This is a genomic window from Micromonospora sp. CNZ296, from assembly GCF_007827635.1.
On record NZ_VISW01000007.1, the window covers coordinates 54363 to 80851 of the forward strand.

The 26489-nt window shown below is 73.9% G+C and carries 24 protein-coding genes; 13 read left to right on the forward strand and 11 right to left on the reverse strand.

The genetic code is table 11. The annotated features are described in order from the left end of the window. Positions 1–33 precede the first annotated feature (33 nt). Complete coding sequence (locus tag FB455_RS13705) at positions 34–612, reverse strand: Rv0361 family membrane protein (protein WP_030273787.1); 579 nt, start codon at positions 610–612, stop codon at positions 34–36. 335 nt (positions 613–947) lie between these two features. Here FB455_RS13705 and FB455_RS13710 point away from each other — a divergent pair, with 335 nt between their 5' ends. The 7 genes from FB455_RS13710 to FB455_RS13740 all read left to right on the forward strand — a co-directional run bounded on the left by FB455_RS13710 (position 948) and on the right by FB455_RS13740 (position 8680). Further along, positions 948–1388, forward strand: a complete 441-nt coding sequence (locus FB455_RS13710) for a hypothetical protein (RefSeq protein WP_030273785.1) — start codon at positions 948–950, stop codon at positions 1386–1388. Between the two features lie 62 nt (positions 1389–1450). Next, complete coding sequence (gene sp36, locus FB455_RS13715) at positions 1451–1606, forward strand: Sp36 family protein (protein ID WP_013289021.1); 156 nt, start codon at positions 1451–1453, stop codon at positions 1604–1606. 5 nt (positions 1607–1611) lie between these two features. Next, a complete protein-coding gene (locus FB455_RS13720; protein ID WP_013289020.1) occupies positions 1612–2073 on the forward strand; it encodes a RidA family protein in 462 nt (153 codons plus the stop codon). 135 nt (positions 2074–2208) lie between these two features. After that, positions 2209–3003, forward strand: a complete 795-nt coding sequence (locus FB455_RS13725) for an MBL fold metallo-hydrolase (protein WP_030273782.1) — start codon at positions 2209–2211, stop codon at positions 3001–3003. Next, entirely contained in the window at positions 3000–6581 is a 3582-nt protein-coding gene (locus FB455_RS13730) for an adenylate/guanylate cyclase domain-containing protein (RefSeq protein ID WP_145753589.1), read from the forward strand. Before FB455_RS13725 ends, FB455_RS13730 begins: the two co-directional genes overlap by 4 nt. A gap of 134 nt (positions 6582–6715) precedes the next feature. After that, positions 6716–7174, forward strand: a complete 459-nt coding sequence (locus FB455_RS13735) for a hypothetical protein (protein ID WP_135242380.1) — start codon at positions 6716–6718, stop codon at positions 7172–7174. A gap of 30 nt (positions 7175–7204) precedes the next feature. After that, positions 7205–8680: a serine/threonine-protein kinase gene (locus tag FB455_RS13740; RefSeq protein ID WP_145753591.1), complete on the forward strand. Its 1476-nt coding sequence runs from the start codon at positions 7205–7207 to the stop codon at positions 8678–8680. Here FB455_RS13740 and FB455_RS13745 read toward each other — a convergent pair. Further along, on the reverse strand, positions 8667–9131 hold the full coding sequence (locus tag FB455_RS13745) for a hypothetical protein (protein WP_145753593.1): 465 nt from the start codon (positions 9129–9131) through the stop codon (positions 8667–8669). The two genes, FB455_RS13740 and FB455_RS13745, sit on opposite strands and share 14 nt — an antisense overlap. A 235-nt stretch (positions 9132–9366) precedes the next feature. Here FB455_RS13745 and FB455_RS13750 point away from each other — a divergent pair, with 235 nt between their 5' ends. Next, positions 9367–11145, forward strand: a complete 1779-nt coding sequence (locus FB455_RS13750) for an alpha/beta hydrolase (RefSeq protein ID WP_145753595.1) — start codon at positions 9367–9369, stop codon at positions 11143–11145. A 58-nt stretch (positions 11146–11203) separates the two neighbouring features. On the opposite strand, the gene FB455_RS13755 is transcribed toward FB455_RS13750, so the two are convergent. The 9 genes from FB455_RS13755 to FB455_RS13795 all read right to left on the reverse strand — a co-directional run bounded on the left by FB455_RS13755 (position 11204) and on the right by FB455_RS13795 (position 22043). Further along, positions 11204–12367: an acyl-CoA dehydrogenase family protein gene (locus FB455_RS13755; RefSeq protein WP_013289013.1), complete on the reverse strand. Its 1164-nt coding sequence runs from the start codon at positions 12365–12367 to the stop codon at positions 11204–11206. Further along, a complete protein-coding gene (locus FB455_RS13760; protein WP_145753597.1) occupies positions 12364–14379 on the reverse strand; it encodes an ATP-binding protein in 2016 nt (671 codons plus the stop codon). The genes FB455_RS13755 and FB455_RS13760 overlap by 4 nt, the downstream gene beginning before the upstream one ends. A 68-nt stretch (positions 14380–14447) precedes the next feature. Next, positions 14448–16055, reverse strand: coding sequence for an acyl-CoA carboxylase subunit beta (locus FB455_RS13765; protein ID WP_071097504.1), 1608 nt, complete (start codon positions 16053–16055; stop codon positions 14448–14450). Beyond that, positions 16052–17191, reverse strand: coding sequence for an acyl-CoA dehydrogenase family protein (locus tag FB455_RS13770; protein WP_013289010.1), 1140 nt, complete (start codon positions 17189–17191; stop codon positions 16052–16054). The genes FB455_RS13765 and FB455_RS13770 overlap by 4 nt, the downstream gene beginning before the upstream one ends. Next, the gene (locus FB455_RS13775; protein ID WP_145753599.1) at positions 17188–18864 is read right to left on the reverse strand and encodes an acyclic terpene utilization AtuA family protein; all 1677 of its coding nucleotides are present in this window, start codon (positions 18862–18864) and stop codon (positions 17188–17190) included. Before FB455_RS13775 ends, FB455_RS13770 begins: the two co-directional genes overlap by 4 nt. Beyond that, positions 18861–19655, reverse strand: a complete 795-nt coding sequence (locus FB455_RS13780; RefSeq protein ID WP_145753601.1) for a TIGR03084 family metal-binding protein — start codon at positions 19653–19655, stop codon at positions 18861–18863. The genes FB455_RS13775 and FB455_RS13780 overlap by 4 nt, the downstream gene beginning before the upstream one ends. A gap of 33 nt (positions 19656–19688) precedes the next feature. Then, positions 19689–20300, reverse strand: a complete 612-nt coding sequence (locus FB455_RS13785) for a TetR/AcrR family transcriptional regulator (RefSeq protein ID WP_013289007.1) — start codon at positions 20298–20300, stop codon at positions 19689–19691. A 106-nt stretch (positions 20301–20406) separates the two neighbouring features. Beyond that, positions 20407–21150 carry a metallophosphoesterase family protein gene (locus FB455_RS13790; protein ID WP_145753603.1) on the reverse strand — a complete coding sequence of 248 codons (744 nt, stop codon included), beginning with the start codon at positions 21148–21150 and terminating at the stop codon, positions 20407–20409. Between the two features lie 215 nt (positions 21151–21365). After that, positions 21366–22043: a Crp/Fnr family transcriptional regulator gene (locus tag FB455_RS13795; RefSeq protein WP_007466162.1), complete on the reverse strand. Its 678-nt coding sequence runs from the start codon at positions 22041–22043 to the stop codon at positions 21366–21368. 219 nt (positions 22044–22262) lie between these two features. Between FB455_RS13795 and FB455_RS13800 the strand changes: the two genes are divergently transcribed. The 5 genes from FB455_RS13800 to FB455_RS13820 all read left to right on the forward strand — a co-directional run bounded on the left by FB455_RS13800 (position 22263) and on the right by FB455_RS13820 (position 26472). After that, positions 22263–22988, forward strand: coding sequence for an adenosylcobinamide amidohydrolase (locus tag FB455_RS13800; protein ID WP_145753605.1), 726 nt, complete (start codon positions 22263–22265; stop codon positions 22986–22988). A 106-nt stretch (positions 22989–23094) separates the two neighbouring features. Continuing rightward, the gene (locus tag FB455_RS13805) at positions 23095–24315 is read left to right on the forward strand and encodes a CapA family protein (RefSeq protein WP_486481536.1); all 1221 of its coding nucleotides are present in this window, start codon (positions 23095–23097) and stop codon (positions 24313–24315) included. A 59-nt stretch (positions 24316–24374) separates the two neighbouring features. Then, positions 24375–25154 carry an endonuclease III gene (gene nth, locus FB455_RS13810; protein ID WP_013289003.1) on the forward strand — a complete coding sequence of 260 codons (780 nt, stop codon included), beginning with the start codon at positions 24375–24377 and terminating at the stop codon, positions 25152–25154. Continuing rightward, positions 25154–25783 carry a TlpA family protein disulfide reductase gene (locus tag FB455_RS13815; RefSeq protein WP_047892074.1) on the forward strand — a complete coding sequence of 210 codons (630 nt, stop codon included), beginning with the start codon at positions 25154–25156 and terminating at the stop codon, positions 25781–25783. The genes nth and FB455_RS13815 overlap by 1 nt, the downstream gene beginning before the upstream one ends. Beyond that, positions 25780–26472, forward strand: a complete 693-nt coding sequence (locus tag FB455_RS13820) for an NUDIX hydrolase (protein WP_013474985.1) — start codon at positions 25780–25782, stop codon at positions 26470–26472. Before FB455_RS13815 ends, FB455_RS13820 begins: the two co-directional genes overlap by 4 nt. The last annotated feature ends 17 nt before the right edge of the window (positions 26473–26489 follow it).

Here is a 26489-nt window from a genome sequence, read left to right on the forward strand (position 1 = left end):
GCCGTTGGGACCAGCTCTGTCCGGCCGGTGGGATCAGCCGACCTCGCAGACCCACCAACCCGTCTTCCGCACCACTGTGAAACGCAGCGCCTGCTCGGCGACCTTCTCGTCGGCGGTGGTCATGGTCACCCGGGCGGAGACGGTGGCCCGGTCCCCGGTCTGGTTGTCGACTGTCGGGGTGGGCCAGCGGAACCGGGGGTTCTGGTACTGCGCGACGTACTTCTGGACCTCGGCGACCTTGGTGGTGATCTTCTCGTCGTCGCGGGCCGCGGAGCAGACGAACGCCGCAGCCTTCTCGGCGTCGCGCTCCTGGTAGACGGCCTTGAGGAAGCCGTCCACCGCGACCTGCGGCTCCTTCGCGCCCTGGCCGTCCTCGCTGTTGCGCAGCGCGAGGAACGCGGCAGTGCCCCCACCGCCGCAGAGCAGGACCGCGGCGGCCAGCACCAGCGAGACGATCAGCACCGCCGGTCGCTTGCGCGGCTGGGGTTCGGACGGGTACGCCGGCGGGCCGGCCGGGAGTGCGGATCCCGGCGGCGCGCCGCCGGTGGGCGGCGGTTGCGGATTCGGGTCGCCGGGCGTGCCGGTGTCGCCACCGACGGGCGGTTGGGTCATCTGTCTCCCCCGGGTTGCGGCTCCCGTCGCCGCCCCAGGCGACGGGCACGGGTCGAGGTGTGCGGGCGCGCGTCGGCGCGCGTCCAGTCCGGAAGGGTATCGGTCGGCGGGGCGCTTGCCAGCCCCGCGTACGCGCCCCGCCGGACGGAGACGGCTACCGCGTTCCCGACCAGCCTTGTGTCGCAAATGTGACTGGACGTGACGAGGCGTGCGCGTCCCGTTGCCGGGACTTGTCGCAGGATCTACGTTCGTCCCCGACGCGGAGAGCCGGGCCGGGGACGGCTCCGAGCCGGATTGCGGTGTTGGTGAACAGGTACGACGCCCGGAGGCGAAGGATGCGCGACGCGGAGAACAGTCCTCGGGGCCAGTTCCCCGGTGACCGGGCCGGACGGCCGGGTGAGGCCGAGGGACCGGGCGCGCCGTTCAACGAGCGCTCCTACGGCCCTCCGGCCGACGTGGTCCGGACGCTTCCCCGTTCCGGCGGGAGGGGGCGGGACGAGGACGAGCCCGGCTACGTCATCCACCTCCAGGTCCGGGTGCCCGACCTGGCGGCGGCCACCGCGCTCGCCGGCACCGTGGCCACCTCGCTGGGCTTCCTGATGGAGCTGGACGCGGGCGAGACCACCGTCTCCACCGCCGACGACCAGAACAACAGGCACCGGGTCTTCTGCGACCTGCTGCTGCCCGACCGCAGCCGGTGCCCGCAGCGCTTCGAGCACGAGGGCCCGTGCGGCGAGCCGCCGCCGGCGCCGGAGCCGCGTCCCGCGTCCTGGTGACCGCGGCGGACCGTAGGCTGTGCCTGACCGAAGTCCAAGTCAGGCAAGGGAGCCCTCCTCCGATGCAGAAGTGGGAATACGCCACGGTGCCGCTGCTGGTCCACGCGACCAAGCAGATCCTCGACAACTGGGGCGAGGACGGCTGGGAACTGGTCTCCGTGGTCCCCGGCCCGAACCCGGAGCAGCTCGTCGCGTACCTGAAGCGTCCGAAGGGCTGACCTCGATGAGCAACGGACCCCAGGCGAAGCTCGCCGAGCTCGGCCTCGAACTGCCCGAGGTGGTGCCGCCGGTGGCCAGCTACGTACCGGCCGTCCAGTCCGGGCAGCACGTCTACGTGTCCGGCCAGCTGCCGATGGCCGAGGGCAAGCTGCTCGCCACCGGGAAGGTCGGCAACGGCGTCTCGGCCGAGCAGGCGAAGGACCTGGCGCAGCGGTGCGCGCTCAACGCGCTCGCCGCGATCGACGCGCTGGTCGGGCTGGAGAACGTGGTCAAGGTGGTGAAGCTGACCGGCTTCGTGGCCAGCGCACCCGGCTTCACCGGCCAGCCCGGCGTGATCAACGGCGCCTCCGACCTGTTCGGCGCCGTGTTCGGCGAGGCCGGCCGCCACGCCCGCAGCGCGGTAGGCGTGGCCGAACTCCCCCTCGACGCCCCGGTAGAGGTAGAGGTCATCGTCGAGGTCGCGTGACCGTGCCCTCTCGCCCGCCGCGAGAGCCCGCGATCTTGCGGTTGCGGCCCCGGCAGAAGCCCCACACGGGGACAAAGCTCGGGCCGGAACTGCAAGATCGCGGGGAGCGGCGGGCGGAGTCGTACGATCGCAGCCATGGGTGGGCGTATGGCCGGGGCCGCGGGGGCGCTTGCGGAGGAGCTACCGGCGTGGGTGACGTTGCTGCGTGCGCCGAACCCGGGGCCGATGACGCTCGACGGGACCAACACCTGGGTGCTGCGGGCCGGGCCGGACGCGCCCGCCGTCGTGGTCGACCCGGGGCCCGCCGACGAGGGGCACCTGGCCGCGATCGCGGCGCAGGGGCGCATCGGGTGCGTGCTGATCACGCACGGGCACGCCGACCACACCGAGGGCGCACCCCGGTTGCGTGAGCTGCTCGACGGCGTACCGGTGCTCGCCGCCGACCCGGCGCACACCGCCGGAGGTGAGCCGCTCAGCGCCGACACCGCGCTCGACGTGGGGCTGGACCTGCGACTGCTGCCCACCCCCGGGCACACCGCCGACTCGGTCTGCCTCGTCGCCGCGCACGGCGGCGAGCGCGTCGTGCTGACCGGTGACACCATCCTCGGCCGGGGCACCACAGTGGTCGCCCACCCGGACGGGCACCTCGGCGACTACCTGTCGAGCCTGGAGCTGCTCTCCACGTACCGGGAGATCCCGGCGTTGCCGGGCCACGGCCCGGCGCTGGCCGACTGCGGTGTGGCGGCCGACTTCTACCTGGCCCACCGGCGGGCCCGGCTGGACCAGGTGCGCGCCGCCGTCGCCGCGGGCGCCACCACCGCGGCCGAGGTGGTCGCAGTGGTCTACGCCGACGTCGACAGGTCGCTGTGGTGGGCCGCCGAGTGGTCGGTCCGGGCCCAGCTCGAACACCTCGGAGTGGAGCAGCCGTGACCTGCCCGGTGTGCGGAACCGTAGCCGTGCCCGGGGCGCGGTTCTGCCACAACTGCGGGGCGGCGCTGCCGGCTGCCGCCACGCTGCCCGCGGCCGAGCGCCGCGTGGTGACTGTGCTCTTCGGTGACCTCTCCGACTTCACCTCCTGGTCGGAGGACCTGGACCCGGAACGGGTCGGTGCGGTCACCGACCGGGTGCTGGCGGCCCTCGCGGGCGCGGTCAAGACCTTCGGCGGGCACGTCGACAAGCTCACCGGCGACGGGATCATGGCGGTCTTCGGCGCCCCGGTCGCGCACGAGGACGACGCCGAGCGGGCGGTCCGCGCGGCGCTGTCCATGCAGCGTGCGGTGCGGCGGGTGCTCGACGACGAGCGCGGCGGCGGCGCGCCGCTGGGCCTGCGCGTCGGCCTCAACACCGGAGACGTCATCGCCGGCATCCAGGCGGCGATCGAGTACACGGTCATCGGCGACACGGTGAACACCGCCGCCCGGCTGGCCGACGCCGCCGCGGTCGGCGCGGTCTACGCCGGTGCGCGCACCTCCGCGGCCACCCGGCACGTCGCCTCCTGGCGGGCGCTGCGCCCGCTGCGGCTCAAGGGCAAGCGGGAACCGGTCGAGGCGTACGAGCTGCTGGGCCTGCTCGACGCGCCCGGCACCCGGTCCGGCCTCGGTGACGAGGCGCCGTTCGTGGGCCGGGAGACCGAGATCGGCCGAATCGCCGGCCGGCTCGCCGAGGTGATCGACAGGGGCGAGCCCCGGGTGCTGCTGATGACCGCCGAGGCGGGGATCGGCAAGTCCCGGTTCGCGGCCGAGGTGGAACGCCTCGCTGCCGGCTACGACGTCGGCGCCGGGCGGTACGCGGCGCACACCGGCGCCCGCGTGCTCTCGGTACGCTGCGCGGCGTTCGGCGAGCGCCGCCGGCTGGCGCCGCTGGCCGACCTGGTCCGGGCCGCCGTCGGCCTGCCGGGCGACGCGGCCACCGCCGTCACCCGGCCGGCCGTCGAGGAGCGGCTGCGCCGCCTCGGCCAGCGCCTGTCCCGGCTGCCCGGCGACCCGCCGCCGATCGCCGTGGACCAGCTCCTGGCCCTGCTCGGGTACGCCGAACTCCCGCCCGCCACGGAGAACGGCGAGTGGAACGCGGCCGGACCACCGCCGGACGACGAGGCGGTGCCGACGGCTGTCGCGGACCTGCTCAGCGCGCTCGCCGTGGAGGCGCCGCTGGTGATCGTGGTGGACGACCTGCACGACGCGACCGCCGAGACGCTCAAGGCGCTGGCGCTGACCCTCAACCGGCTCAGCGGGCCGGTGCTGGTGATGCTGCTCGGCCGTCCCGAGCTGGTACGCACCGCCGGTGCGCTGACCCGCGTCGCGGACGCCGAGGTGCACGCGCTGCCGCCGCTGCGCGGCGCGGACGCGTCCCGGCTGCTCACCAGCTACCTGTCCGGCGGCCGCATGCCCCAGGCCGACGCGGACCGGCTGCTCGCCACCGCGCAGGGCAACCCGTTCTACCTGGCCGAGCTGGTCACGCTGCTGATGGAACGCGGAGCGCTCACCGCCGGCCCGGGCCGGGGCGCCGACGTCGGCTGGCGGCTCGCCCCCGGCTCGCTGGGCAGCCGGCTGCTCTCCCGCGACCTGGCCGCGGTGCTCGCCGCGCGTATCGACGCGCTGCCGCCCAACGCCCGCTCGGCGCTGCGGGACGCCGCAGTGGTGGGCGACACCGTGCCGGCGGGCGCGCTGGAGGCGTTGCGGGAGCAGCGGGTCGGGCAGGACGGGCGGCCCGCCGCGGTGGCCGCCGTCGAGCTGGACCGGGCCGTGGAGGAGCTGCTGCAACGGCGCATGCTGCACCGCACCCGCAGCGGGTTCGCCTTCGCCACCCCGCTGATGCGGGAGGCCGCGTACGCCGGGGTGAGCAAGGCCGAACTGGCCGAGCGGCACGCGGCGCTGGCCCGCTGGGCCGCGCCGGAGAGCGTCGACGAGACCGGCGGCGCACCGGGGGGCGCGTTCACCGAGGCTGCCCGGGACGACTTCGTCGCCGAGCATGTGGAGCGGGCGACAGCGCTCGCCGACGCGGTCAAGCTGCGTCCGGACGCGCCGGCCCGGGCGGTCACCCCGCTGGGCGTGGCCGCGCTGGGCCGGGCCGCCCGCCGGTCGCTGCGGTCGGGGGAGCCGGCGCTCGCCGTCGAGTACGCCGAGCGCGCGGCCGAGCTGGCCCGCGACGGGGTGCCGGCGGCTGACCGGGTGGTGCACGCCCGGGCGCTGCTCCAGGTCGGTCGCCCGGCCGACGCGCTGGCGTTCGCCGAGAAGATCGCCGCGAACACCGGCGACCCGGCCACCCGTACCGCCGCGCTGCTGCTCGCCGGGCAGGCCCAGCAGACACTCGGCGACGCCGAGCGGGCCGAGTGCAACTGGCAGGAGGCGTTGCAGGTGGCCACCGACGCCGACCTGCCCACGCTGCGGGCCTCGGCGATGCGGCGGCTCGGCATGGCCGACTTCATCGCCGGCCGGCTCGGGCAGGCGAGCAGCCGACTGGCCGCGTCCTACCAGGTCAGTCTCGCCGCCCGGGATCCGCGCGGGCAGGCGTGGTCGTTGCAGAACCTGGCCTGGGTGACCACCACCCGGGGCGACTTCGCCGGCACCGACGCGGTGCTCGGCCGGGCCGCCCGGCTCTTCGCCGAGCTGAAGGACCCGTACGGGCGGGCCTGGCTGCGCGGCACCACCGCGTTCGCCCGGCTGCTCGCGGGCCGGCTGCGGGAGGCGTGCCGGATGGCGCGGGTGTTCCTGCCGTTCGGGGAGCGGGTCGGCGAGGCGTGGGCGGTGGGGACGCTGCGCGCGGTCGAGGCGTACGCCACCGCCGAGCTGGGCGACCTGGCCGAGGCGGACCGGGCGGCGCGGCGCGCGTACCGGGACTTCGCCGAGGTGGGCGACGACTGGGGGCAGGGCTTCGCGCTCGTGGTGCGCGGGGTGGTGGCGCGCGGGCTGGGCGAGCCGGAACACGCGGCCGACCTGTTCACCGACGCGCTCGAGTACGCCGACCGCACCACCCACCCGCTGCTCACCGGCATGGCCGGCACGCTGCGCGGCTTCGTGGCGCTGGACATGGGCGACCACGAAACCGCCGAGCGGGAGGCGCGGTCGGTGCTGACCCGGGTGGAGCCGCACAACCCGCAGGCGCCGGCCCAGGTCGCGCCCCGGGTGCTGCTCGCCATGGCCCGCCTCGCGGCGGGTGATCCGGGCACCGCCGTGGGGCTGCTCGCCCCAGTCGCCACCGGCGCGGCGAACGCGCCCTCGCTGCTGTTCTCCCGGCGGCAGACGATGGCCCGGTACGCCGCCGCGCTGCTCGCCCACGGCCAGCGCGAACAGGCGCTCGACTGGGCGCAGCGGTCGATCACCGCCCCGGCGGAGGACGTCCGCAGCCAGGTGGTGGCGCTGCTGGTGCTGGCCGAGGCGCTGGACGCCTGCGGTCGCCGGGCCGAGGCGCTGACGCACGCGGAGGAGGCGGTACGCCTCGCGTACGCCACCGAGCAGCGCAGTGAGCGGATCGTCGCGGACGCGTTGCGGGTGCGTCTCTCCGGCGGCTGATCGCCCGGGTTCTGACGGTTCCGGGGATGTGTTCGTCGGTGGAGCCGGTTAGCGTGGGGCGGCCACAGTCGTGGATCGACTGTCGCCTCCCGGTGCGCGCCTGCGTCACCGGCAGATCACGCTGGGGAGGAACGATGAGGCTGCCGCGCTCGGGCGCCGGCTGGACGATCGCGGTCTTCGGGCTCCTCGCGCTGCTGCTCGGCGCGCTCGGTCTGATCTGGCCGGAGACGCAGCTGCGCCTGCTCGGCTTCGAGGTGCCGGCCGAGCGCGCTCCGGGCGACTACACCGGCACGTTCCTCACCGCGTCCTCGATGGCCTCGTTCAACATGGGGGTCTACTACCTGCTCGCCGTCGCCACCGAGTGGCGGCCGTTCTACCGGTTCACCGTGTGGTTCCGCCTGGTCACCTTCACCGTGTTCACCATCGCGGTGCTCTCCGACGTCGCGCCGGACCGCTTCTTCGCGGTCGCCGCGTGGGAGGGGCTGGGCGCGCTCGCCACGGCGGCCGGCCTGTGGTGGGACGCCCGCCGGGCGGCTCCCGCCACTGCCGTGTCCGCGCCGACGCCGGCGCCGGCCACCGACGCGGCGCGCTGACGGGTCCGGATCGTTGGGTATTTTCGAGTCGTGACCGAGACCCCGCCCGGCGCCCTGCGGCTGCCCATCGTGCCCGGTCTGACCGATCTGCAGGTGTTCGCCCGAGGCGGCTACGCCACCATCTACCGGGCCACCCAGATCTCGGTGGGACGCGAGGTCGCGGTCAAGATCGAGAACCGCACGCTGGACAGCGAACGCGACCAGGCCCGCTTCCTGCGCGAGGCCCGTGCCGCCGGGCGGATGTCGTCGCACCCGCACGTGGTCGACCTGTTCGACGTCGGGGTCACCGTCGACCAGCACCCCTACCTCATCATGGAGCTGTGCGACGGCTCGTACGCCGAGCGGATGCGTACCTCACCGCTGGGCCCGGCGGAGACCCGCGACCTCGGCGTGAAGATCGCCGACGCACTGGCCCACTCGCACGCGGCGGGCGTCCTGCACCGCGACGTCAAGCCGGCGAACATCCTGCACTCCGAGTTCAACTCGGCGGTCCTGGCCGACTTCGGCCTGGCGGTGCTCGCCGAGTTCCGCGACTCCTCGGTGATGCTGGAGGCGCTCACCCCGGCGTACGCGCCGCCGGAGACGTTCAACCACAGCCCGCCCACGCCCGCCGTCGACGTCTACTCGCTGTGCGCCACGCTCTACGCGCTGATGTACGGCCGTCCGCCGCGCTGGCACTCCGAACGGAACCCGAGCCTGGTGACCGTGCTGGAGATGTTCCAGCAGCCGATCCCGGGCCTGCCCGGCGTACCAGGCGAGCTGATCGACGTACTCCGGTTGGGCATGTCGAACGACCCGGGCGCGCGGCCGTCGGCGGTCGAGCTGCGCGGCCTGCTCGCCTCGCTGCCGCTCGACGGCGCCCCGGCGACCGGCGGCCTGTACGACGGCGGCACCGGCGACCGGTTCCACCGCACCGGAGGGCCGAACCCGCGACCGCCCGCGGACGACGACCACCCGACGGTGGCCTCGCGAGGCCGGCGCTGGCCCAAGCGCTGGTTCCTCGGCGGCGCCGGTGTGCTGGCGCTCGCCGCCTCGGCCGGTGGCGGCTGGGTGGCAGGCGGGCACACGCCGGCCGTCACGCCCACACCGGCGACCAGCGGCGTGGCCGGGGTGGCGCCGGTGCCCGGCTGCGCGTCCGCCGACGTGCGGCTGCCCGCCGGGGCGCGCTGCGCGACGGAACTGGAGTGCTTCGGTCCGGTACGGCTGCGCCGCGACCGGGCCGAGGCGAGCCGGGTGCCGTGCGACGGCCAGCACACGTGGGAGACCTACGCCGCCGGTGACCTGCCGGCCGGTCTCGCCGGGGCCCGCCACGAGACGGTCGCGGCCGACCCGGCCGTCGGGCGGGTGTGCAACGCCGACACGTTCCGGCTGGTCAGCGGCGGCAAGTCGGCGAGCGGGTGGAACCTGGAGGTGCTGCCGCCGGAGGCCGAGGCGGACCGCACCTACCGCTGTCTGGCCGGCCGGGGCGTCAACGCGCTCGCCGGCCCCACGCTCACCGGTCGCTGAGCCCGTTCACGGTCCGGCCCTGCCGGACCGACCGCGGGTCGAGCGTCTCCAGCGTGTCGGCGTCCACCGCTGTCGTCGCCCGCATGCCGCGTACCACCCGCGGGTCGAGCGTCTCCAGCGTGTCCGCGTCGATCGGCTGGCCCGCCGGCGTGCGCAGGTTCCGTACCGCGCGCGGGTCGATCGCCTCCAGCGTGTCGGCGTCCACTCCGTACCCCTGGTGGGGGACCGGCCAGGTCTCGGCCTGCGGGGCGGGCCCGCCGGTGCCGCCGGGCTGACGCGCGGCGGTGATCGTCACTCCCGTGATCATGGCGAGCAGGACGCAGATCAGGGCCAGCACGACCGACAGGATGCCGGGCGGACGCCACACGGCGAGGGTCACCACCGCCGCCACCGTCGCCAGGGACGCGACGACGGCCTTCGCCCGCGCATCGGGCTTCGGGAACGATCTCACCCGACAAGCATGGCCCAGCGCGTCCACCTGTCAACCGGCGGGATGAGACGGCTTCCCGTCACCGACGCTCCACTTCGGAGCCGCAGGTAGCGACGATCGAGAAAAAATCGTTACATCATCTGGTTGTTTGCCGTATCGATCCCCGTTTGGGGGCCACTAACGTGGGCGTCGATCCCTACAGTGACGGGGGTCGAGGTCTCCTCGACGGAACTGTTCCCCGACGGAAGGCAGCCTCATGCCCCGTGCAATCCGATCCCTGGCCGCAACCGGGATCGCCGGCGTCCTCCTCGCCGGACCGGCCGTCGCGCCCGCCGCGGCGGCGGCTCCGCAACCACCCGCGCACGACAGGACCACCGCCGCCGAGGCGCGCCGGGTGGACCGCGTGCCGACGCCGAAGCTCGACTGGTACGCCTGCTACGACTACGCCGAGTGCGCCACGGTCCGGCTCCCGCTGGACTACGACAACCCGAAGGGCGCCACCACCGAGGTCGCCCTGCTCCGGGTCAAAGCCCGCGACCAGCAGCGCAAGGTCGGCAGCCTCTTCCTCAACCCGGGTGGCCCGGGTGGCTCCGGCACGAGCATCGCGCTCGCCGCGCCCTACTTCCTCGGCGACGACCTGCTCGACCGCTTCGACATCGTCGGCGTCGACCCGCGCGGCGTCGAGGCCAGTGAGAACATCAAGTGCTTCCGCTCGGTGAAGGACCAGACCCGCGCGTACGCCGGGCTGAACGTCGCGTTCCCGTGGACCAAGGCGGAGGAGAAGGCGTACGTCGCGGCGTCCAAGGCGGTCGGCAAGGCGTGCTCCACCACCGGTAAGCCGCTCACCGGCGCGGCGTCCACCGCCGAGGTGGCCCGCGACATGGACGTGCTGCGCCGCGCCGTCGGCGACAAGTTGCTCAGCTACCTCGGCTTCAGCTACGGCACCGCGCTGGGCCAGTACTACGCCAACATGTTCCCGGACCGCTTCCGCGCGCTGGTCGTCGACGGCGTGCTCGACCCGAACGCCTGGATCGGCCAGGGCAGTGCCCGCAACCAGCTCCAGGAGACGCGGCTGCGCAGCGCCGACGGGGCGTACCGGGCGCTGCGGGAGATCCTGACCCGGTGCGGCAAGGCCGGCGCCGAGCAGTGCGAGCTCGCCGCCACCGGCAACCCGCTGGCCGCGTACGACACGGTGGCGAAGCGGCTGCGCAAGAAGCCGGTGGTGATCGAGGACCCGGACTTCGGCTCGTTCACCGTCAGCTACGCCGACTTCGTCGGTGCCACGCTCGGTGCGCTCTACGACCCGTACGGCTGGCAGTCGGTGGTGGACCTGACCGTCCAGCTCCTGGCCCTGACCGACCCGGCCGCCGGCAAGGCCGCCACCGCCACGGCCCGCAAGGCACTCGCCGCCCGCGCCGCGCAGGCACGGCAACAGCGGGGGTACGACTTCCCGTACGACAACGGGCTGGAGACGTTCCTGACCGTCGACTGCACCGACGCGTACCACCCGAAGAGCGCCGACGCCTGGCCGGCGCTGTCGGCGAAGGAGGACAAGCGGGCGCCCTACTTCGGGCGGGCGTGGGCCTGGGGCACCTCGCCCTGTGCCCGCAACACCTGGACGGTGCGGGACGAGGACGCCTGGACCGGGCCGTTCAACCGGGTCACCGCCGCCCCGGTGCTGGTGGTCGGCAACTACTGGGATCCGGCGACCAACTACCAGGGCGCGGTCAGCTCGGCGAAGCTGCTGCCGAACAGCCGCCTGCTGAGCAGCGACAGCTGGGGCCACACCGCGTACGGCACCTCGGCGTGCGTGACCGGCCGGATCGACGCGTACCTGCTCACCGGCAAGCTGCCGGCCAAGGGCACGCTCTGCGTCGGTGACGCGCAGCCGTTCCAGGAGGACGCGGCGGCCGGCCGGGCGGACGCGTCGAAGAGCGCGCTGGCCCGGGCGGGCGAGCCGAGCCGGGGCGAGCCGAAGCGGCTGCCGCCGGTGGCGACGCCGCGCCCGGCGGTCGGCACGCTGACCGTCCGCTGACGGACCCCCGGGGTACGGCGGGTAATCGGGCACCCGCCGTACCCCGGGCCCACCTCGGTCAGTAGGACTTGTCCTGGCCGAGGACGTGCTGGGCGACGAAGTTGAGGATCATCTCCCGGCTGACCGGGGCGATCCGTCCGGCGCGTACCGCGCCGAGCAGCGTCGCCACGCCGTACTCGGTGGTCATGCCGGCCCCGCCGAGCGCCTGGACGGCGGTGTCGACGGCGAGCGCGGCGGCCTCGCCGGCCGCGTACTTGGCCATGTTGCCGGAGATGCCGGCCTCCAGGTCGCGGCCCGCGTCGTAGAGCGTGGCCGCCTTGTGGATCATCAGTCGGGCCAGCTCGACCTGCACTGCGGCGTGCGCCAGCGGGTGCGAGACGCCCTGGTGGGAGCCGATCGAGCGTCCGCCCCACACCTTGCGGGTAGCGGTGTAGTCGCTGGCCCTCTCGATCGCGTACCGGCCGGTGCCGGCGCCCATCGCGGCAACAGTGATGCGCTCCGGGTTGAGCCCGGCGAACAGGGCGGGCAGCCCGGCGTCGAGCGACTCGCCGACGAGCGCGTCGGCGGGGAGCCGGACGTCGTCGAGGAAGAGCAGGAACTGGTTCTCCGGCGACAGGATCTCCATGTCCAGCTTGGACTTCTCCAGGCCCGGCGCGTCGGTCGGCACGATGAACAGCGCCGGCTTCAACTTCCCGGTGGACGCGTCCTCGGTACGAGCGACCACGAGGACGTGCCCGGCCTCGTCCACCCCGGAGATGTAGATCTTCCGGCCGCTGAGCAGCCAGTCGTCCCCGTCGCGGCGGGCCACTGTGGCGAGGCGGTGGAAGTTCGATCCGGCGTCCGGCTCGGTGATCGCGAAGACGATCTTCTGGGAGCCGTCGGCGAGGCCGGGGAGGTGCTTCTTGCGCTGCTCCTCCGTACCGTGCTTGTTGATGATCGTGGCGGCGATGGCGGGGGAGACCACCAGGAGCAGCAGCGGGCAGCCGGTCGCGGCCAGCTCCTCGCACACCAGCGCCAGCTCGGTGATGCCGCCGCCCCCGCCGCCGTACTCGGTGGGGATGTTCACGCCCAGGTAGCCCAGCCGTCCGGCCTCGTGCCACAGCTCGGTGGTGTGCTCGCCGGACCTGGCCTTCTCGACGAAGTAGGAGTGGCCGTACTTGCGGCCCAACGCCCGGACGGCGTCGCGGAGCTGGTCCTGCTCGGGGGTCAGGTCGAAGTTCACTGCGGGTCCTCCTCGGGGTCCACCACGGCAAGTACGGCACCCGTCTCGACCTGGCCGCCGGCCGGCACCGGCAGCTCCGTCACCACGCCGTCGGCGGGGGCGAGCACGGGATGTTCGAGCTTCATCGCTTCCAGCGTCAGCAGCAGGTCACCGGCGGCGACCCGCTGACCGACCTCGACGTGCACCCGGGTCACCGCGCCGGGCAGCGGCGCGAGCAGCGACCCGGCCGCCAGCTCCGCGGCGGGCAGGGGCAGGCGGGGCAGTTCGGTGAGGCTCGCCGCCCCGTCCGGGCCGTCCACGAAGACCGACGACCCCGCCCGGTGTACGCGGAAGGCCCGCCGCACCCCGTCCACGTCGAGCACCACCCGGCCCGGGGTAGCAGTCACCAGCTCGACCACCGGCAGCTCGGTGTTAACAGAGGACCCTTCCTCTACCGGATCCGTTAAGAGGGGGCCCTTCCTTCCCCACTCGGCGAGGGCGCCGGTGCGGTCGAGCCGGTAGTGCACCTCGATCTCCTCGCCGTCGCCGACGGTGAAGCGGGTGACCTGCGGGAAGGACGGAACGTTGCGCCAGCCCGACGGCAACCCGGCCAGCACCGGTGCGGCGGCCCGGCGCTCGGCGGCCCCGGACAGCGCCGCCGCCAGTGCCGCCACCGGAAGCTGCTCCGCCGGCAGCAGTGGCGCGAACACCTCCGGGTGCCGGTCCAGGAAGCCGGTGTCGAGGTCCACGGCGGTGAACTCCGCGCTGCGCAGCACGCGGACCAGCAGGTCCCGGTTGGTGGCCACGCCGTGCAGTTCGGCGCGGGCCAGCGCGCCGGCGAGCGCGCGGGCCGCCTCGGTGCGGGTGGGCGCCCAGGCGACGAGCTTCGCCAGCATCGAGTCGTAGTGCACGCTCACCGTCGAGCCGTCCACGACGCCGGAGTCCAGGCGCAGGCCACGGGCCGGGCCGAACTCGGCTGCCACCCCGGGGATCGCGAACCGGTGCAGCGTGCCGGTGGCCGGGCGGAAGCCCTGAGCCGGGTCCTCGGCGCACAGCCGTACCTCGATGGCGTGGCCGTCGGCCGGTGGCGTGGTGGTGACCGGCAGCGGCTCGCCCTCGGCGACGAGCAGTTGCAGCCGGACCAGGTCCAGCCCGGTGGTCAGCTCGGTGACCGGGTGTTCCACCTGGAGGCGGGTGTTCATCTCCAGGAAGTGCACCTGCCCGTCCGGCGCGAGCAGGAACTCCACGGTTCCCGCGCCGACGTAGTCGACAGCCCGCCCGGCCGCCACCGCCGCCTCGTGCAACTCCGCGCGCACGTCTTCGGGCAGCACACCCGGTGCCTCCTCGACGATCTTCTGGTGGCGGCGCTGGATCGAGCAGTCGCGTACCCCGAGGGCCACGACGGTGCCGTGGGTGTCGCCGAAGATCTGCACCTCGACGTGGCGACCGCGTTCCACGTACCGCTCGATGAAGATGGTGCCGTCGCCGAACGCCGCCGCGGCCTCGCGGCGAGCGCCCGCGACGGCCTCGGCCAGCCCGGCGGCGTCGCGGACGATCCGCATGCCCCGGCCGCCGCCACCGGCGGCGGCCTTGACCAGCACCGGGAAGGCGGTGACCTCGGCCGGGTCGGTCCAGGTGGGCAGCATCGGCACGCCCGCGTCGGCGAGCAGCGCCTTGGCGGCCATCTTGTCGCCCATCGCGGCGATCGCCTTGGCCGACGGCCCGACCCAGGTCAGGCCCGCGTCGGTCACCGCCGCGGCGAACTCGGCGTTCTCGGCCAGGAAGCCGTAGCCGGGGTGGACGGCGTCAGCGCCGGAGCGCCGGGCCGCGTCCAGGATGGCGTCGATGCGCAGGTACGTCTCGGCCGGCGTGTTACCCGGCAGCCGGACGGCCTGGTCGGCGTCGGCCACGAACGGCGCGTCGGCGTCCGCGTCGGAGTGCACGGCGACGGTGGCCACGCCGAGGGCGCGGCAGGTGGCGAAGACCCGGCGGGCGATCTCGCCCCGGTTCGCAACCAGAAGTTTGTTGATCATCCGCGCTGAGCCTGCCTTTCGTTCGCGACTGCGGAACTCCGCTTCGCTGCGTTCCTCGCGCTCACAGGTCACATCCGGAAGACGCCGAAACCGTCGGCGCCCTTCACCGGTCCGTTGTGGATCGCCGACAGGCACAGCCCGAGGACGGTACGGGTGTCCCGGGGGTCGATCACCCCGTCGTCGTAGAGCCGCCCGGACAGGAACAGCGCCCCGGACTGCGACTCGATCTGCTGCTCGACCATCATCCGCATGGCGGCGTCGGTGTCCTCGTCGTACTCGCGTCCCCGGGCGGCGGCCGCCTGCCGGGCCACGATGGACAGCACACCGGCGAGCTGCGCCGGGCCCATCACCGCCGACTTCGCGTTCGGCCAGGTGAACAGGAACCGGGGCTCGTACGCCCGGCCGCACATGCCGTAGTTGCCAGCGCCGTAGGAGGCGCCCAGGTTGACCGTCAGGTGCGGCACCTTCGAGTTCGACACCGCGTTGATCATCAGGGCGCCGTGCTTGATGATGCCGCGCTGCTCGTACTCGGTGCCGACCATGTAGCCGGTGGTGTTCTGGAGGAACACCAGCGGTGTGTCAGCCGCGTTGGCGAGCTGGATGAACTGGGCCGCCTTCTGCGCCTCCTGGCTGAACAGCACGCCCCGGGCGTTCGCGAGCACACCGACCGGGTAGCCGTGCAGCTCGCCCCAGCCGGTCACGAGCGCGGTGCCGTAGCCGGGCTTGAACTCGTCGAACGCGCTGTCGTCGAGCACCCGGGCCAGCACCTCGCGCGGGTCGAACGGCACCTTCAGGTCGGCGCTGGCGATGCCGAGCAACTCCTCCGGGTCGTACCGGGGCGGCAGCGGGTGGGGGTTGCGCGGCGGGGGGCCGTGCTTGCGCCAGTTGAGCCGGCGGACGCACTGCCGGGCCAGCCGGATGCCGTCGCGCTCGTCCTCGGCGAGGAAGTCGGCCAGGCCGGACGTGGTGGCGTGCATCGCCGCGCCGCCGAGCGACTCGTCGTCGGTGACCTCGCCGGTGGCCATCTTCACCAGCGGCGGTCCGGCCAGGTAGACCTGCGAACGGTCGCGGATCATGACGGTGTAGTCCGACATGCCCGGCACGTACGCGCCACCTGCTGTGGCGTTGCCGAAGACCACGCTCACGGTCGGGATCCGCTGCGCGGACAGCCGGGTCAGGTCGCGGAACACCCGGCCGCCGGGAATGAAGATCTCCGCCTGGGTGGGCAGGTCCGCGCCGGCCGACTCGACCAGGTTCACCATCGGCAGCCGGTTGGCCGCAGCGATCTCACCCGCCCGCCGGGTCTTCGCCAGCGACCACGGGTTGATCGCGCCGCCGCGTACCGTCGGGTCGTTCGCCACGATCAGGCACTCGACGCCCTCGACCACGCCGATGCCCGTCACGGTGCTGGCGCCGACCGGGAAGTCGGTGCCGAACGCGGCCACCGACGACAACTCCAGGAACGGGCTGTCCGGGTCGAGCAGCAGCTCGATCCGCTCCCGGGGGAGCAGCTTGCCGCGACCGTGGTGCCGGGTCACGTACTTCTCGCCGCCACCGCCCCGGGCCTGGTCGAGTGCCTCCTCCAGCTCCGCCAGGCGTTCCAGCAGCGCCTCCCGGTTGGCGGTGAAGGCGGGCGCGGACGGGTCGATGGTGCTCTGCAGGACAGTCGTGCTCATAGGCCCATGCCCTTCGCGATGATCTCGTTCATGATCTCGGTGGTGCCGCCGCCGATGCCGAGCAGACGGGCGTCCCGGTAGTGCCGCTCCACCTCGGCGTCACGCATGTAGCCGAAGCCGCCGTGCAGTTGCAGCGCCGCGTCGACCACCCAGTCGCAGGTGGCCACCGCCACGTTCTTCGCCATCGCCACCTCGGTCACCACCGGCTGCCCGGCGGCCACCCGCTCGGCGACGTCGTGCACGTACGCCCGCGCCGCGTCGGTGCGGCTGTGCATCTCGGCCAGCTTGTGCCGGACGACCTGGCGCCCGACGAGCGGCCGGCCGAACGTCTGGCGGTCCCGGCACCACTGCACGGCCAGGTCCACGCAGCGCTGCGCGGTCGCGTAGGCCTGGGTGGCGAGCGACAGCCGCTCGTTGGCGAACTGCTGCATGATGGCGAGGAAGCCGGTGTCCTCCGGGCCGACCCGGTTCGTCACCGGCACCCGCACGTCGACGAAGGACAGCTCGGCGGTGTCCGAGCAGTGCCAGCCCAGCTTCTCCAGCCGCCGCCCCACCGTGAACCCGGGCGTGCCCTTGTCGATGACCAGCAGGCTGACCGAGCCCGAACCGGGGAACTCGGTGCAGACAGCAGTGGTGACGAAGTCGGCGCGGACCCCGCTGGTGATGTACGTCTTGGACCCGTTGACGACGTAGTGGTCACCGTCGCGGACCGCGCAGGTGCGGATGCCCGCCACGTCCGAGCCGCCGTCCGGTTCGGTGATCGCCAGCGCGCCGATCATCGTCCCGGCGAGCGCGGGCCGCACGTACTTGTCGATCAGCCCTTCGTCCTGGGTCTCGACCATGTGCGGCAGCGCGATCCCGTGCGTGAACAACGCGGCGACCAGCCCGGACGACCCGCCCGAGCGGATGATCTCCTCGGTGACCACCATCGAGTCGAGCAGGTCGCCGCCGCTGCCGCCGACCGACTCCGGGAAGCCGATGCCGAGCAGGCCGATCTTGGCTGCGGTCTCGTGCAGCGACCGGGGTACCTCGCCCGCCCGCTCCCAGTCGGACAGGTGCGGCAGCACCTCCCGGGTCACGAACGAACGGGTCAGCTCGCGCAGTTGCCGGCGTTCCGGCGTGTCCACGATGGTCATGCGCGTGCCTCCGTCGGAAGATCGACCACTCGCGAGCGCAGCAGCTCGCCGAGCGCCTTGGCCTGGGGGTCGAACCGGGTGGACGCGGCCACGCCCTGCCCGAGCAGTCCCCGGATCACGAAGTTGACAGCGCGCAGGTTCGGCAGCTCGTACCGCTCGACTGTGAGCGACGCCGTCTCCGGCAGCAGCTCGGCCAGCCGCTCCACCGTCAGCCAGTCGCGCAGCCACGGCCAGGTCGCGTCGGTGCGGGCCCACACGCCCAGGTTGGCGTCGCCACCCTTGTCGCCGGACCGCGCGCCGACCAGCTCGCCGAGCGGCCTCCGCCGGGTGCCGGGCAAGGAAGGGCCCCCTCTTAACGCCTCGTGTTGTACAGGGGCCTCCTGCAAACCGCCCGTCACCGTCGGCGGCGCGATCGGCACCCGCTCGCCGGAGGGCAGCACCGCGACGTGCTCGACAGCGTCCTGCGCGATCGTGTCGGCGGTGAACACCCCGTACGGCGTCGCGTCACCGGGCAGCGTGGTCAGCGTGCAGCCCGGGTAGGAGGCCAGCGCCAGCTCCACCGCCGCCGCCGAGAACGCCCGCCCGGCCCGCGACTTGTCACCGTCCCGCAGGTGTACGTGCAGCAGCGCGCTCGCCGCCTCGGTGTCGCCGGTGTCCGGGTGGTCGGTACGGGCCAGCGTGAACTCCAGCCCCTCCGTGCCGACCGACTCCTCGATCTGGCCCCGGACCAGCGCCGCCTTGGCCGGGATGTCCAGCCCGCACAGCACGAACGTCATCGAGTTGCGGAAGCCGCCCAGGTTGTTGACGCCCACCTTGAGCGTGTCCGGCGGCGGCGTGCCGCGCACCCCGGAGACGCGTACCCGGTCCGGACCCTCCTGCGCCAGCCGCACCGTGTCCAGCCGGGTCACCACGTCCGGCCCGAGGTAGTCCGGCCCGCCCACCTCGTACAGCAGCTGGGCGGTGACCGTCTCGACCGTCACCGCGCCCCCGGTGCCTGCGTGCTTGGTGAGCACCGACGAGCCGTCCGCGTGCAGTTCAGCGATCGGGAAGCCGGGCCGGTGCCCGCCGTCCGGCAGCTCGGTGAAGAAGCTGAAGTTGCCGCCGGTGACCTGCGCGCCGCACTCGATCAGGTGCCCTGCGACAGTCGCGCCGGCCAGCGCGTCGAGGTCGTCGCGGGTCCACCCGAAGCGGGCGATTGCCGGGCCGACAGCCAGCGAGGCGTCGGTGACCCGCCCGGTGACCACCACGTCCGCGCCCGCGTCGAGGCAGGCCGCGATCCCGAACGCGCCCAGGTACGCGTTCGCGGTCAGCGCGTCCGGCCGCTGGATCGCGTCGCCCTCGACGTACCCGACCCGGACCTGGAGGCCGAGCCGGTCGCCGAGTGACCGGATCGCGTCGGCCAGCCCCGCCGGGTTGAGGCCGCCCGCGTTGGTGACCAGCGTGACGCCGCGCTCCAGCGCGGTGCCGAGCACGCCCTCCGCCTGACGCAGGAACGTCTTGGCGTAGCCGAGCGACGGGTCGCGCATCCGGTCCCGGCCGAGGATGAGCATGGTCAGCTCGGCCAGGTAGTCACCGGTCAGCACGTCCAACTCGCCGCCGTCGAGCATCTCCCGCCAGGCGGCGAAGCGGTCGCCGTAGAAGCCAGACGCGTTCCCGATCCGCAGCACGCTCATGAGGAGGTTCCGTTCGCCGGCTCGCGCTTGCCGCCGGGCGGCCCGGCGAACGCCTGGGCCACGTCCAGCCACTCGTCGGCCACCGGCCCGGTGGCGGTCAGGGCCAGGTCCGCGCGGTGCCGGCGCTGCGTGACGAGCAGGCAGAAGTCGAGCGCCGGGCCGGTCACCCGGTCGGTCGCGTCGGCCGGCCCGAACTCCCACACCTCGCCGTCCGCGGGCGCGGTCAGCTCGACCCGCACCGGCGCCGTGGGCACGTCGCGGCCGTGGGCCGAGAAACCGTGCCCGAGGGTACGGAAGCCGAGGTGCGCGATGTGCCGCAGGCGCGCGGTCGGGGTACGGCTGACGCCCAGCGCGTCTGCTACGTCCTCGCCGTGCGCCCACGTCTCCATCAGCCGTGCCGTGACCATCGACGTGGGCGACATGCTGGTGCCGTACCAGGGGATCTTCTGTCCGGCCGGTACGGCGGCGAGCGCCCCGGCGAGCGCCGACCGGCCGGCACGCCACCGGGCCAGCAGCGCGGGCGGTGGCGCCAGGAAGGACTCGGCACCGTCCTCGACCAGGCGCGACGGGTCCGGTGCGGCCATCACCGAGGCGAAGAACGCGGACTCGTCGGTGGCCGCCAGGTAGGCGACGTGGTCGGTCCATGCCAGGTGCGCGACCTGGTGCGCGACGGTCCAGCCCGGGGCCGGTGTCGGCCGCTCCCATCCTTCCGGCGGCAGGTCCGCGACGAGCGCGTCGAGCTGTTCGGACTCGGCGGCCAGATCCGCGAGCAGGGCTGTCAGGTCGACCATTGTGCCTCCGGGCGGGGGTGGGGCGTCAGGGGATCAGTGCCGCTCGCTCTCGGGGGTGAGCAGCGCGGCGAGCTGGCGTTTCCAGGTGTGCAGCAGGGCGGCGCGGCGGGGCGAGTCGTCGCTGAGCAGGTTGGCCACGCCGAGGCCGCGGAGCAGGTCGAGGGTGGCCTGCACCGACTCGCGTACGCCCGGCTTGCGCTCGTCCACACCGAGCAGCTCGACGGTGAGCCGGTGCATCTCGCGGCCGATCCGCGCCTCCAGCGGCACCAGCGCGGCGCGCAGCTCGGCGTCGGTACGCGCGGCCACCCACAGTTCCAGCGCGGCCACGAACAGCGGGCCGGTGAACGAGGCGGCAAGCAGGTCGACCACGCCGTCGAGCCGCTTCGGGCCGACCGGCAGGTGCGCCGCCTCGGCGCGCAGCTCGGCCGCCCGGCGCTCGGTCAGGTGCGTGACGGCGGCGGTCACCAGGGCGGCCTTGGTGGGGTAGTGGTGCAGCTGGGCGCCCCGGGAGACGCCGGCGTGGGCTGCCACCACTGTCGTCGTGGTGCCGGACCAGCCGTGCTCCACCAGGCACTCGACAGTCGCCTCCAGCAGCCGGGCCTGGGTGGCGCGGCTGCGCTCCTGCTGCGGAACTCGGCTCGACACGCAGACAGCGTGCCCCGCCAAAAACAAACAGTCAAGCCTGACTTTTTCTGAAAGGAGGGGGCCCTTGTTAACGCCTGCGGTAGAGGAAGGGCCCCTTGTTAACGCCTCAGCGGCCGTCGCGCGGAGCGAAGACCGTGAGCGCGTCGGCGTCGGAGTGGCGGGAGCGGACGTACTCGTCGGCCCAGGCCGCCGCATCAGGGAACGTGGACTCGGCGGCGACCCGGGCGCAGGCGGCGTCCACGTCGAAGCGGGTCCGGCGCAACTGCACGCCCGGGCCGAGCAGCGCCCACCAGGCACCGGCGCCCCCGTACGGCATGCCGACGCTGCCCGGGTTCACCACCAGGCGGCGATCGGCCAGCCGGGTGAACGGCATGTGCGTGTGCCCGCAGACCACCGTGCCGATCTCGGCCGGCAGGCCGGCGAAGACCTCGGCCCAGCGGGCGAGCCGCGAGTCCACGAGCACGACCTCCTCGTCGTCGCGCGGGGTGGCGTGGCAGAACAGCACGTCGCCCAGACCGGTGACCGGCAGCGTGACGTACGGCGGCAGCGCGGCCAGCCGGGCCACCTGGTCGTCGCGGAGCTGCCCGGCGGCCCAGTTCGACACGGCGATGGGGGAGGACCTGCCGGCCCGCGCCTGCACCAGCTCCCGGTCGGCGTTCCCGCCGACCCAGCAGGCCCGGTCACCGAGCGCGGCCAGCCGGTCCAGCACCTCGACCGGCTGCGGACCGGCCGCCAGGTCACCGGTGAGGACGATCAGGTCGGCGGCTGCCACGTCCGGCTCGGCCAGCACTGCTTCCAGCGCGGGCAGCACACCGTGGATGTCGGAGAGGACGGCGACGCGATCAGGCATCGTCCCAGCCTGGCGACCCCGTTGCGGGAGCACCAAGCGATTCTGCGGCGGGCAGAGACGGCGCCGGCCATCCCGCGCCCTGACGGCACCGGCCCGCTCAGAGGCGGCAACGGCCCGGCTTGGGCAGAGACGGCATCGGCCCGGCCTGCGCAGAAGACGGCATCGGCCCGGCTCCGCGCGGTGGCGGGCCGGGCCGGGAAGCCGGTACGGAGGGGTCAGACCCGCGCGCGGCGGGCCAGGCGCTCCGGGTCGAGGATGATGATGCTCTTGCCGTCCAGCCGCAGCCAGCCGCGCGAGGCGAAGTCGGCCAGCGCCTTGTTGACGGTCTCCCGGGAGGCGCCGACGAGCTGGGCGATCTCCTCCTGGGTGAGGTCGTGCGTCACGCGCAGCACGCCGCCGTCGCGGGTGCCGAACCGGCCGGCCATCTGGAGCAGGTTCTTGGCGACCCGGCCCGGCACGTCGGTGAAGATCAGGTCGGCGAGCGAGTCGTTGGTCCGGCGCAGCCGGCGGGCGAGCACCCGCAGCAGCTGCTCGGCGATCTCGGGCCGGTTGTTCAGCCACGGCCGCAGCGCCTGCTTGCGCAGCCGGACCAGGCGGGTGTCGGTGACCGCCGTGGCGGTCGCCGTACGCGGACCGGGGTCGAAGAGCGACAGCTCACCGACCATGTCCGACGGGCCCATCACGGCGATCAGGTTCTGCCGGCCGTCCGCCGCGCGGCGACCCACCTTGATCTTGCCGGACAGGAGGATGTAGAGACTGTCGCCGGGCTCGCCCTCGTTGAACACGATCTCGCCCTTGCGGACCTCGATCGTCTCCATCTCCTTGGCGAGCGCCTCGGCAGCCTCCGGGTCGACACCCTGGAAGATCCCGCTGCGGGCCAGTACCTCGTCCATCGCGCACCTCCGCCTGCGCGTGCCGTCCGTCGGCCGGGTCTGCCGTCCGCTGATCCCTCGCGCGCCGCCAGTCTAGGCGCACATGAGCAGGAATCAGAGGTGCACCCCTGGAATCTTGATCGTTGGGCGTAACCCACCCGACCTGGGGAGCGGCTAAGATCCCGCCCCCGGCACGGGCCGGCGCCACCCGTTCCCACCTGTGATCGTAGGGTGACCGGCGTGCTGTGTGAGCCGTTCCTGACCAGCCGGTCCGAATCCGGGTGGGACATCCCGATGCTGGCCTGGCGGGCCGAGGCCCCGCTGCTGGCGGTCGGCTCCGCGCCGCTGGGCGGGGGGATCGGCGTCCGCCGGTGGGTGCTGAACGCGACGGTGCCCATGTCGTACGACCGGGACGACCCCGCCGCGCACCTGGCCGAGCTGGCGCACGGCCTCGACCTGGACGGCCCCGGGGTCGGGCTGCTGACCGGCGTGGACGTGAGCGAGGTGGTCCGCCGCACGGACGGCGGCGTCCGCGTCTGGGCGACTGTCGGCCTGGGCACGCCGGTCTGGGCCGCCGCCCCCGAGCCGGCCACCGTCGCACCCGAGCCGTCCGCCGTGCCCGAGCCGGCGCCGTCGGCCGCGAGCGAGCCGGCCCGGCCCGCGCAGCACGTCGGCACCGTCAACATCGTCGTGTACGTCCCGGTGCGGCTCGGCGACGCCGCACTGGTCAACGCCGTGGCCACCGCCACCGAGGCGAAGGCCCAGGCGATCTGGGAACTCGGACTGCCCGCGACGGGCACCCCCACCGACGCGGTGACGGTGCTCTGCCCGGCCGACGGCGATCCGGCCCCGTACGGCGGTCCCCGGTCGGCCTGGGGCGCACCGCTGGCCCGAGCCGTGCACGCCGCCGTCCGCTCGGGCGGCGCCGGGACCGCGGTGCCCTGGTCCGACCGGCGGGCGGGCTGACGTGGGCCCGGCACACGCGACACGCCGGGTTTTCCGACCGATCGGCCCTCGTCGCGGCGTTCCGGGGACGGTAGCGTCGCCGACGATGTACGCTTCCGCCCGCTCTGTGCCCCGTACCCTCCGCGCCGCCGTCGCCGGACCGCCAGCCGCCGTTCCCGGACCGCGCCGCGCGGTGCTCGGCCGGCGCCTGGCCGCGTTCGCCGCGCTCGTCGCCGTCCTGTTCGTCGCCGGCTGCGGCGGCGACGCCGGCGGGTCCGGCGGCGACCCCAGGTGGCAGACGGGACAGGGCGGCGGATCGACCGGCTCGGCCGGGCCGGCCACCGGTGACCAGCCGGCCGCGCCTGATGCGTCGAAGGAGCCGTCGATCTCGCTCACCGCGACCGGTGACGTGATCATGGGCAACGCGCCGGACCGGCTGCCCCCGAACGGCGGCAAGGGCTTCTTCGACGACGTGAAGTCGGCGCTCAAGGGCGACCTGGTGATGGGCAACCTGGAGGAGCCGCTCACCGACGACACCGGCGCCGGCAAGTGCGGCCCGGAGCCGAAGAACTGCTACCAGTTCCGCGCGCCGCCCGGCTATGCCGCACACCTGCGCTCGGCGGGGTTCCAGCTGCTCAACCAGGCCAACAACCACGGCTACGACTACGGCCGGCAGGGCTACGAGAACACCCAGTCGGCGCTGGAGGCGCACGGGCTCAAGCACACCGGCGCGCCGGGCGAGATCACCGTGGTGGACGTCAAGGGCATCAAGGTCGCCGTGGTGGGCTTCTCGTCGTACCCCTGGTCCAACAGCCTGGTCGACCTGAACGCCGCCAAGCAGGTGATCGAGATGGCCAAGGAGCAGGCCCAGATCGTGGTGGTGCAGGTGCACATGGGCGCCGAGGGGGCGGACAAGACCCGGGTCAAGCCGGGCACCGAGATGTTCTTCGGCGAGAACCGCGGCGACCCGATCCGCTTCTCCCGGACCGTCATCGACGCCGGCGCCGACCTGGTCATCGGGCACGGCCCGCACGTGCTGCGCGGGATGGAGTTCTACAAGGGGCGGCTGATCGCGTACAGCCTCGGCAACTTCGCCGGTGGCGGGAAGTCGCTGAACAGCTCCGGCCGGCTCGGCTGGGGCGGCGTGCTCAAGGTGTCGCTCACCGCCGAGGGGAAGTTCGCCGGTGGCACGTTCACCTCCACCGTGATGAACGGCGTGGGCCGTCCGTCGGTGGACCGGCAGAACCGCGGCCTCGGACTGGTCCGTGACCTGAACCGTTCCGACTTCCCGGACACCGGCGCGAAGCTCGACGGGACCGGCAAGATCACCGCACCGGCGGGTGGCTGAGCGCACGCCCGCCGCGCCGAGCCGCCGGAGCGTCGGCCCCGCGACGTAGGCTGGCCGACGTGACCACGCGCTCCCCCGAGACCGACCTCGGTCGTACGCGCCGCGCCCGGCGCATCGGCCGCGTGCTGACCGAGACGCACCCCGACGCGCACTGTGAACTCGACCACGCCAACGCGCTGGAGCTCGCAGTGGCGACGATCCTGTCCGCCCAGTGCACCGACAAGAAGGTCAACGAGGTCACGCCGAAGCTGTTCGCCCGCTACCGCACCGCCGCCGACTACGCCGCGGCGGACCGCGCCGAGCTGGAGGAGCTGATCCGGCCCACCGGGTTCTACCGCAACAAGACCAGCTCCCTGATCAACCTCGGGCGGGCGCTCTGCGAGCGGTACGACGGCGAGGTGCCCGGGCGGCTCGACGACCTGGTGACCCTGCCGGGGATCGGCCGCAAGACCGCCAACGTCATCCTCGGCAACGCCTTCGGCGTCCCCGGCATCACCGTCGACACCCACTTCCAGCGGCTGGTGCACCGGTGGCAGCTCACCACCGAGACCGATCCGGTGAAGATCGAGCACGCGATCGGCGCGCTCTACCCCAAGCGCGACTGGACGATGCTGTCGCACCGGGTCATCTTCCACGGCCGCCGGGTCTGCCACGCCCGCAAGCCCGCCTGCGGCGCGTGCACGCTGGCGAAGCTGTGTCCCGCGTACGGCACCGGGCCGACCGAGCCGGCCGCCGCGGCCAAGCTGCTCAAGGGCCCCCGCGCCCGTGACCTGGCGGTGGCCGTCGGCCTCGATCCCGACCTGGTGCCGCAGCAGGCGGCAGCGGCGGACGTGCCGTGATGCGCCGGCTCGCGTACCTTCTCGTCCCGCTGCTGCTGGCGACGGCGGGCTGCACCGCCACCGCCGAGGAGCCGGAACGTCCCGCGCCCGCCACCCGGGCCGAGCGCCCCTCGCCGTTCGCCGACTGCGCCCCGCTGACCGTCGCGCCCGCCGCCGCGTCCCCGACGTCCGCCGGGAAGGCCGCGTCCCCGACGCTTGCAGGGAAGGCCGGTGACCAGCTCCCCGACCTGACGCTCAACTGCTTCACCGGCGGCGCGCCGGTGAACCTGCGCGACGTCAAGGGCCCGGCGGTGATCAACGTGTGGGCGTCCTGGTGCCCGCCGTGCCGCAAGGAGCTGCCCGCGTTCCAGCGGCTCAGCGAGCGGGCCGACGGCCGGTTCCAGGTGATCGGCGTGAACAGCCGGGACAGCCGCGGCGGCGCGCAGTCCATCGGCGAGGACTACGGCGTCGACTTCCCGATGCTGCTCGACCAGGGCGACGCGTTCCAGCGCGCGCTGGAACGCAACGCGTTCCCGCTCACAGTGCTCGTCGACGCCGACGGGCGGATCCGGCACACCGACGCGACCGGCGCGCTCGACGACGCCCGCCTCGCCGCGCTGCTCGAACGTCACCTCGGGGTGCGGGTATGACCCGACGGCCGCCGCTGTGGTTCGACCCGCTGCTGGGCCGGCTCGGCACCGCGCGGGCGGAGGACTTCACCCGCATCGTCACGCCGTCCAGCGGCGGCCGGGAGAGCGCCGTACTGGTGCTGCTCGGCGAGGAGCCCGGCGCCGGGCCGGACGTGCTCGTCCTCCAGCGCGCCGCGACGCTGCGCAACCACGCCGGGCAGCCGGCCTTCCCGGGCGGGGCGGCCGACCCGGAGGACGCCGACGCCCGCGCCACCGCGCTGCGCGAGGCGAACGAGGAGGTCGGCCTCGACCCCGGCAGCGTCACAGTGCTCGCCGAGCTGCCCCGGCTCTGGATCCCGGTCAGCGACTTCGTGGTCACCCCGGTGCTCGCCTGGTGGCACGACCCGCACCCGGTGCACCCGCGCGAGCCGGCCGAGGTCGCGCACGTGGCCCGGCTGCCGGTCACCGAGCTGGTCGACCCGGACAACCGCATGCGGGTACGCCACCCGAGCGGCTGGATCGGTCCCGCCTTCTCCGCACGCGGCATGCTCGTCTGGGGCTTCACCGCAGGCGTGATCGACCGGCTGCTGGAGATGGGCGGCTGGTCCCGGCCCTGGCCGCACTCGCGTGTGGTGGACCTGCCGCCTGTCGACGCCACGCCCGCTCCGTCGGCGGGCACCGAGGCGGCCGACGAGAGCCCGGTGCGCTGATCACCCGTACGCATCCC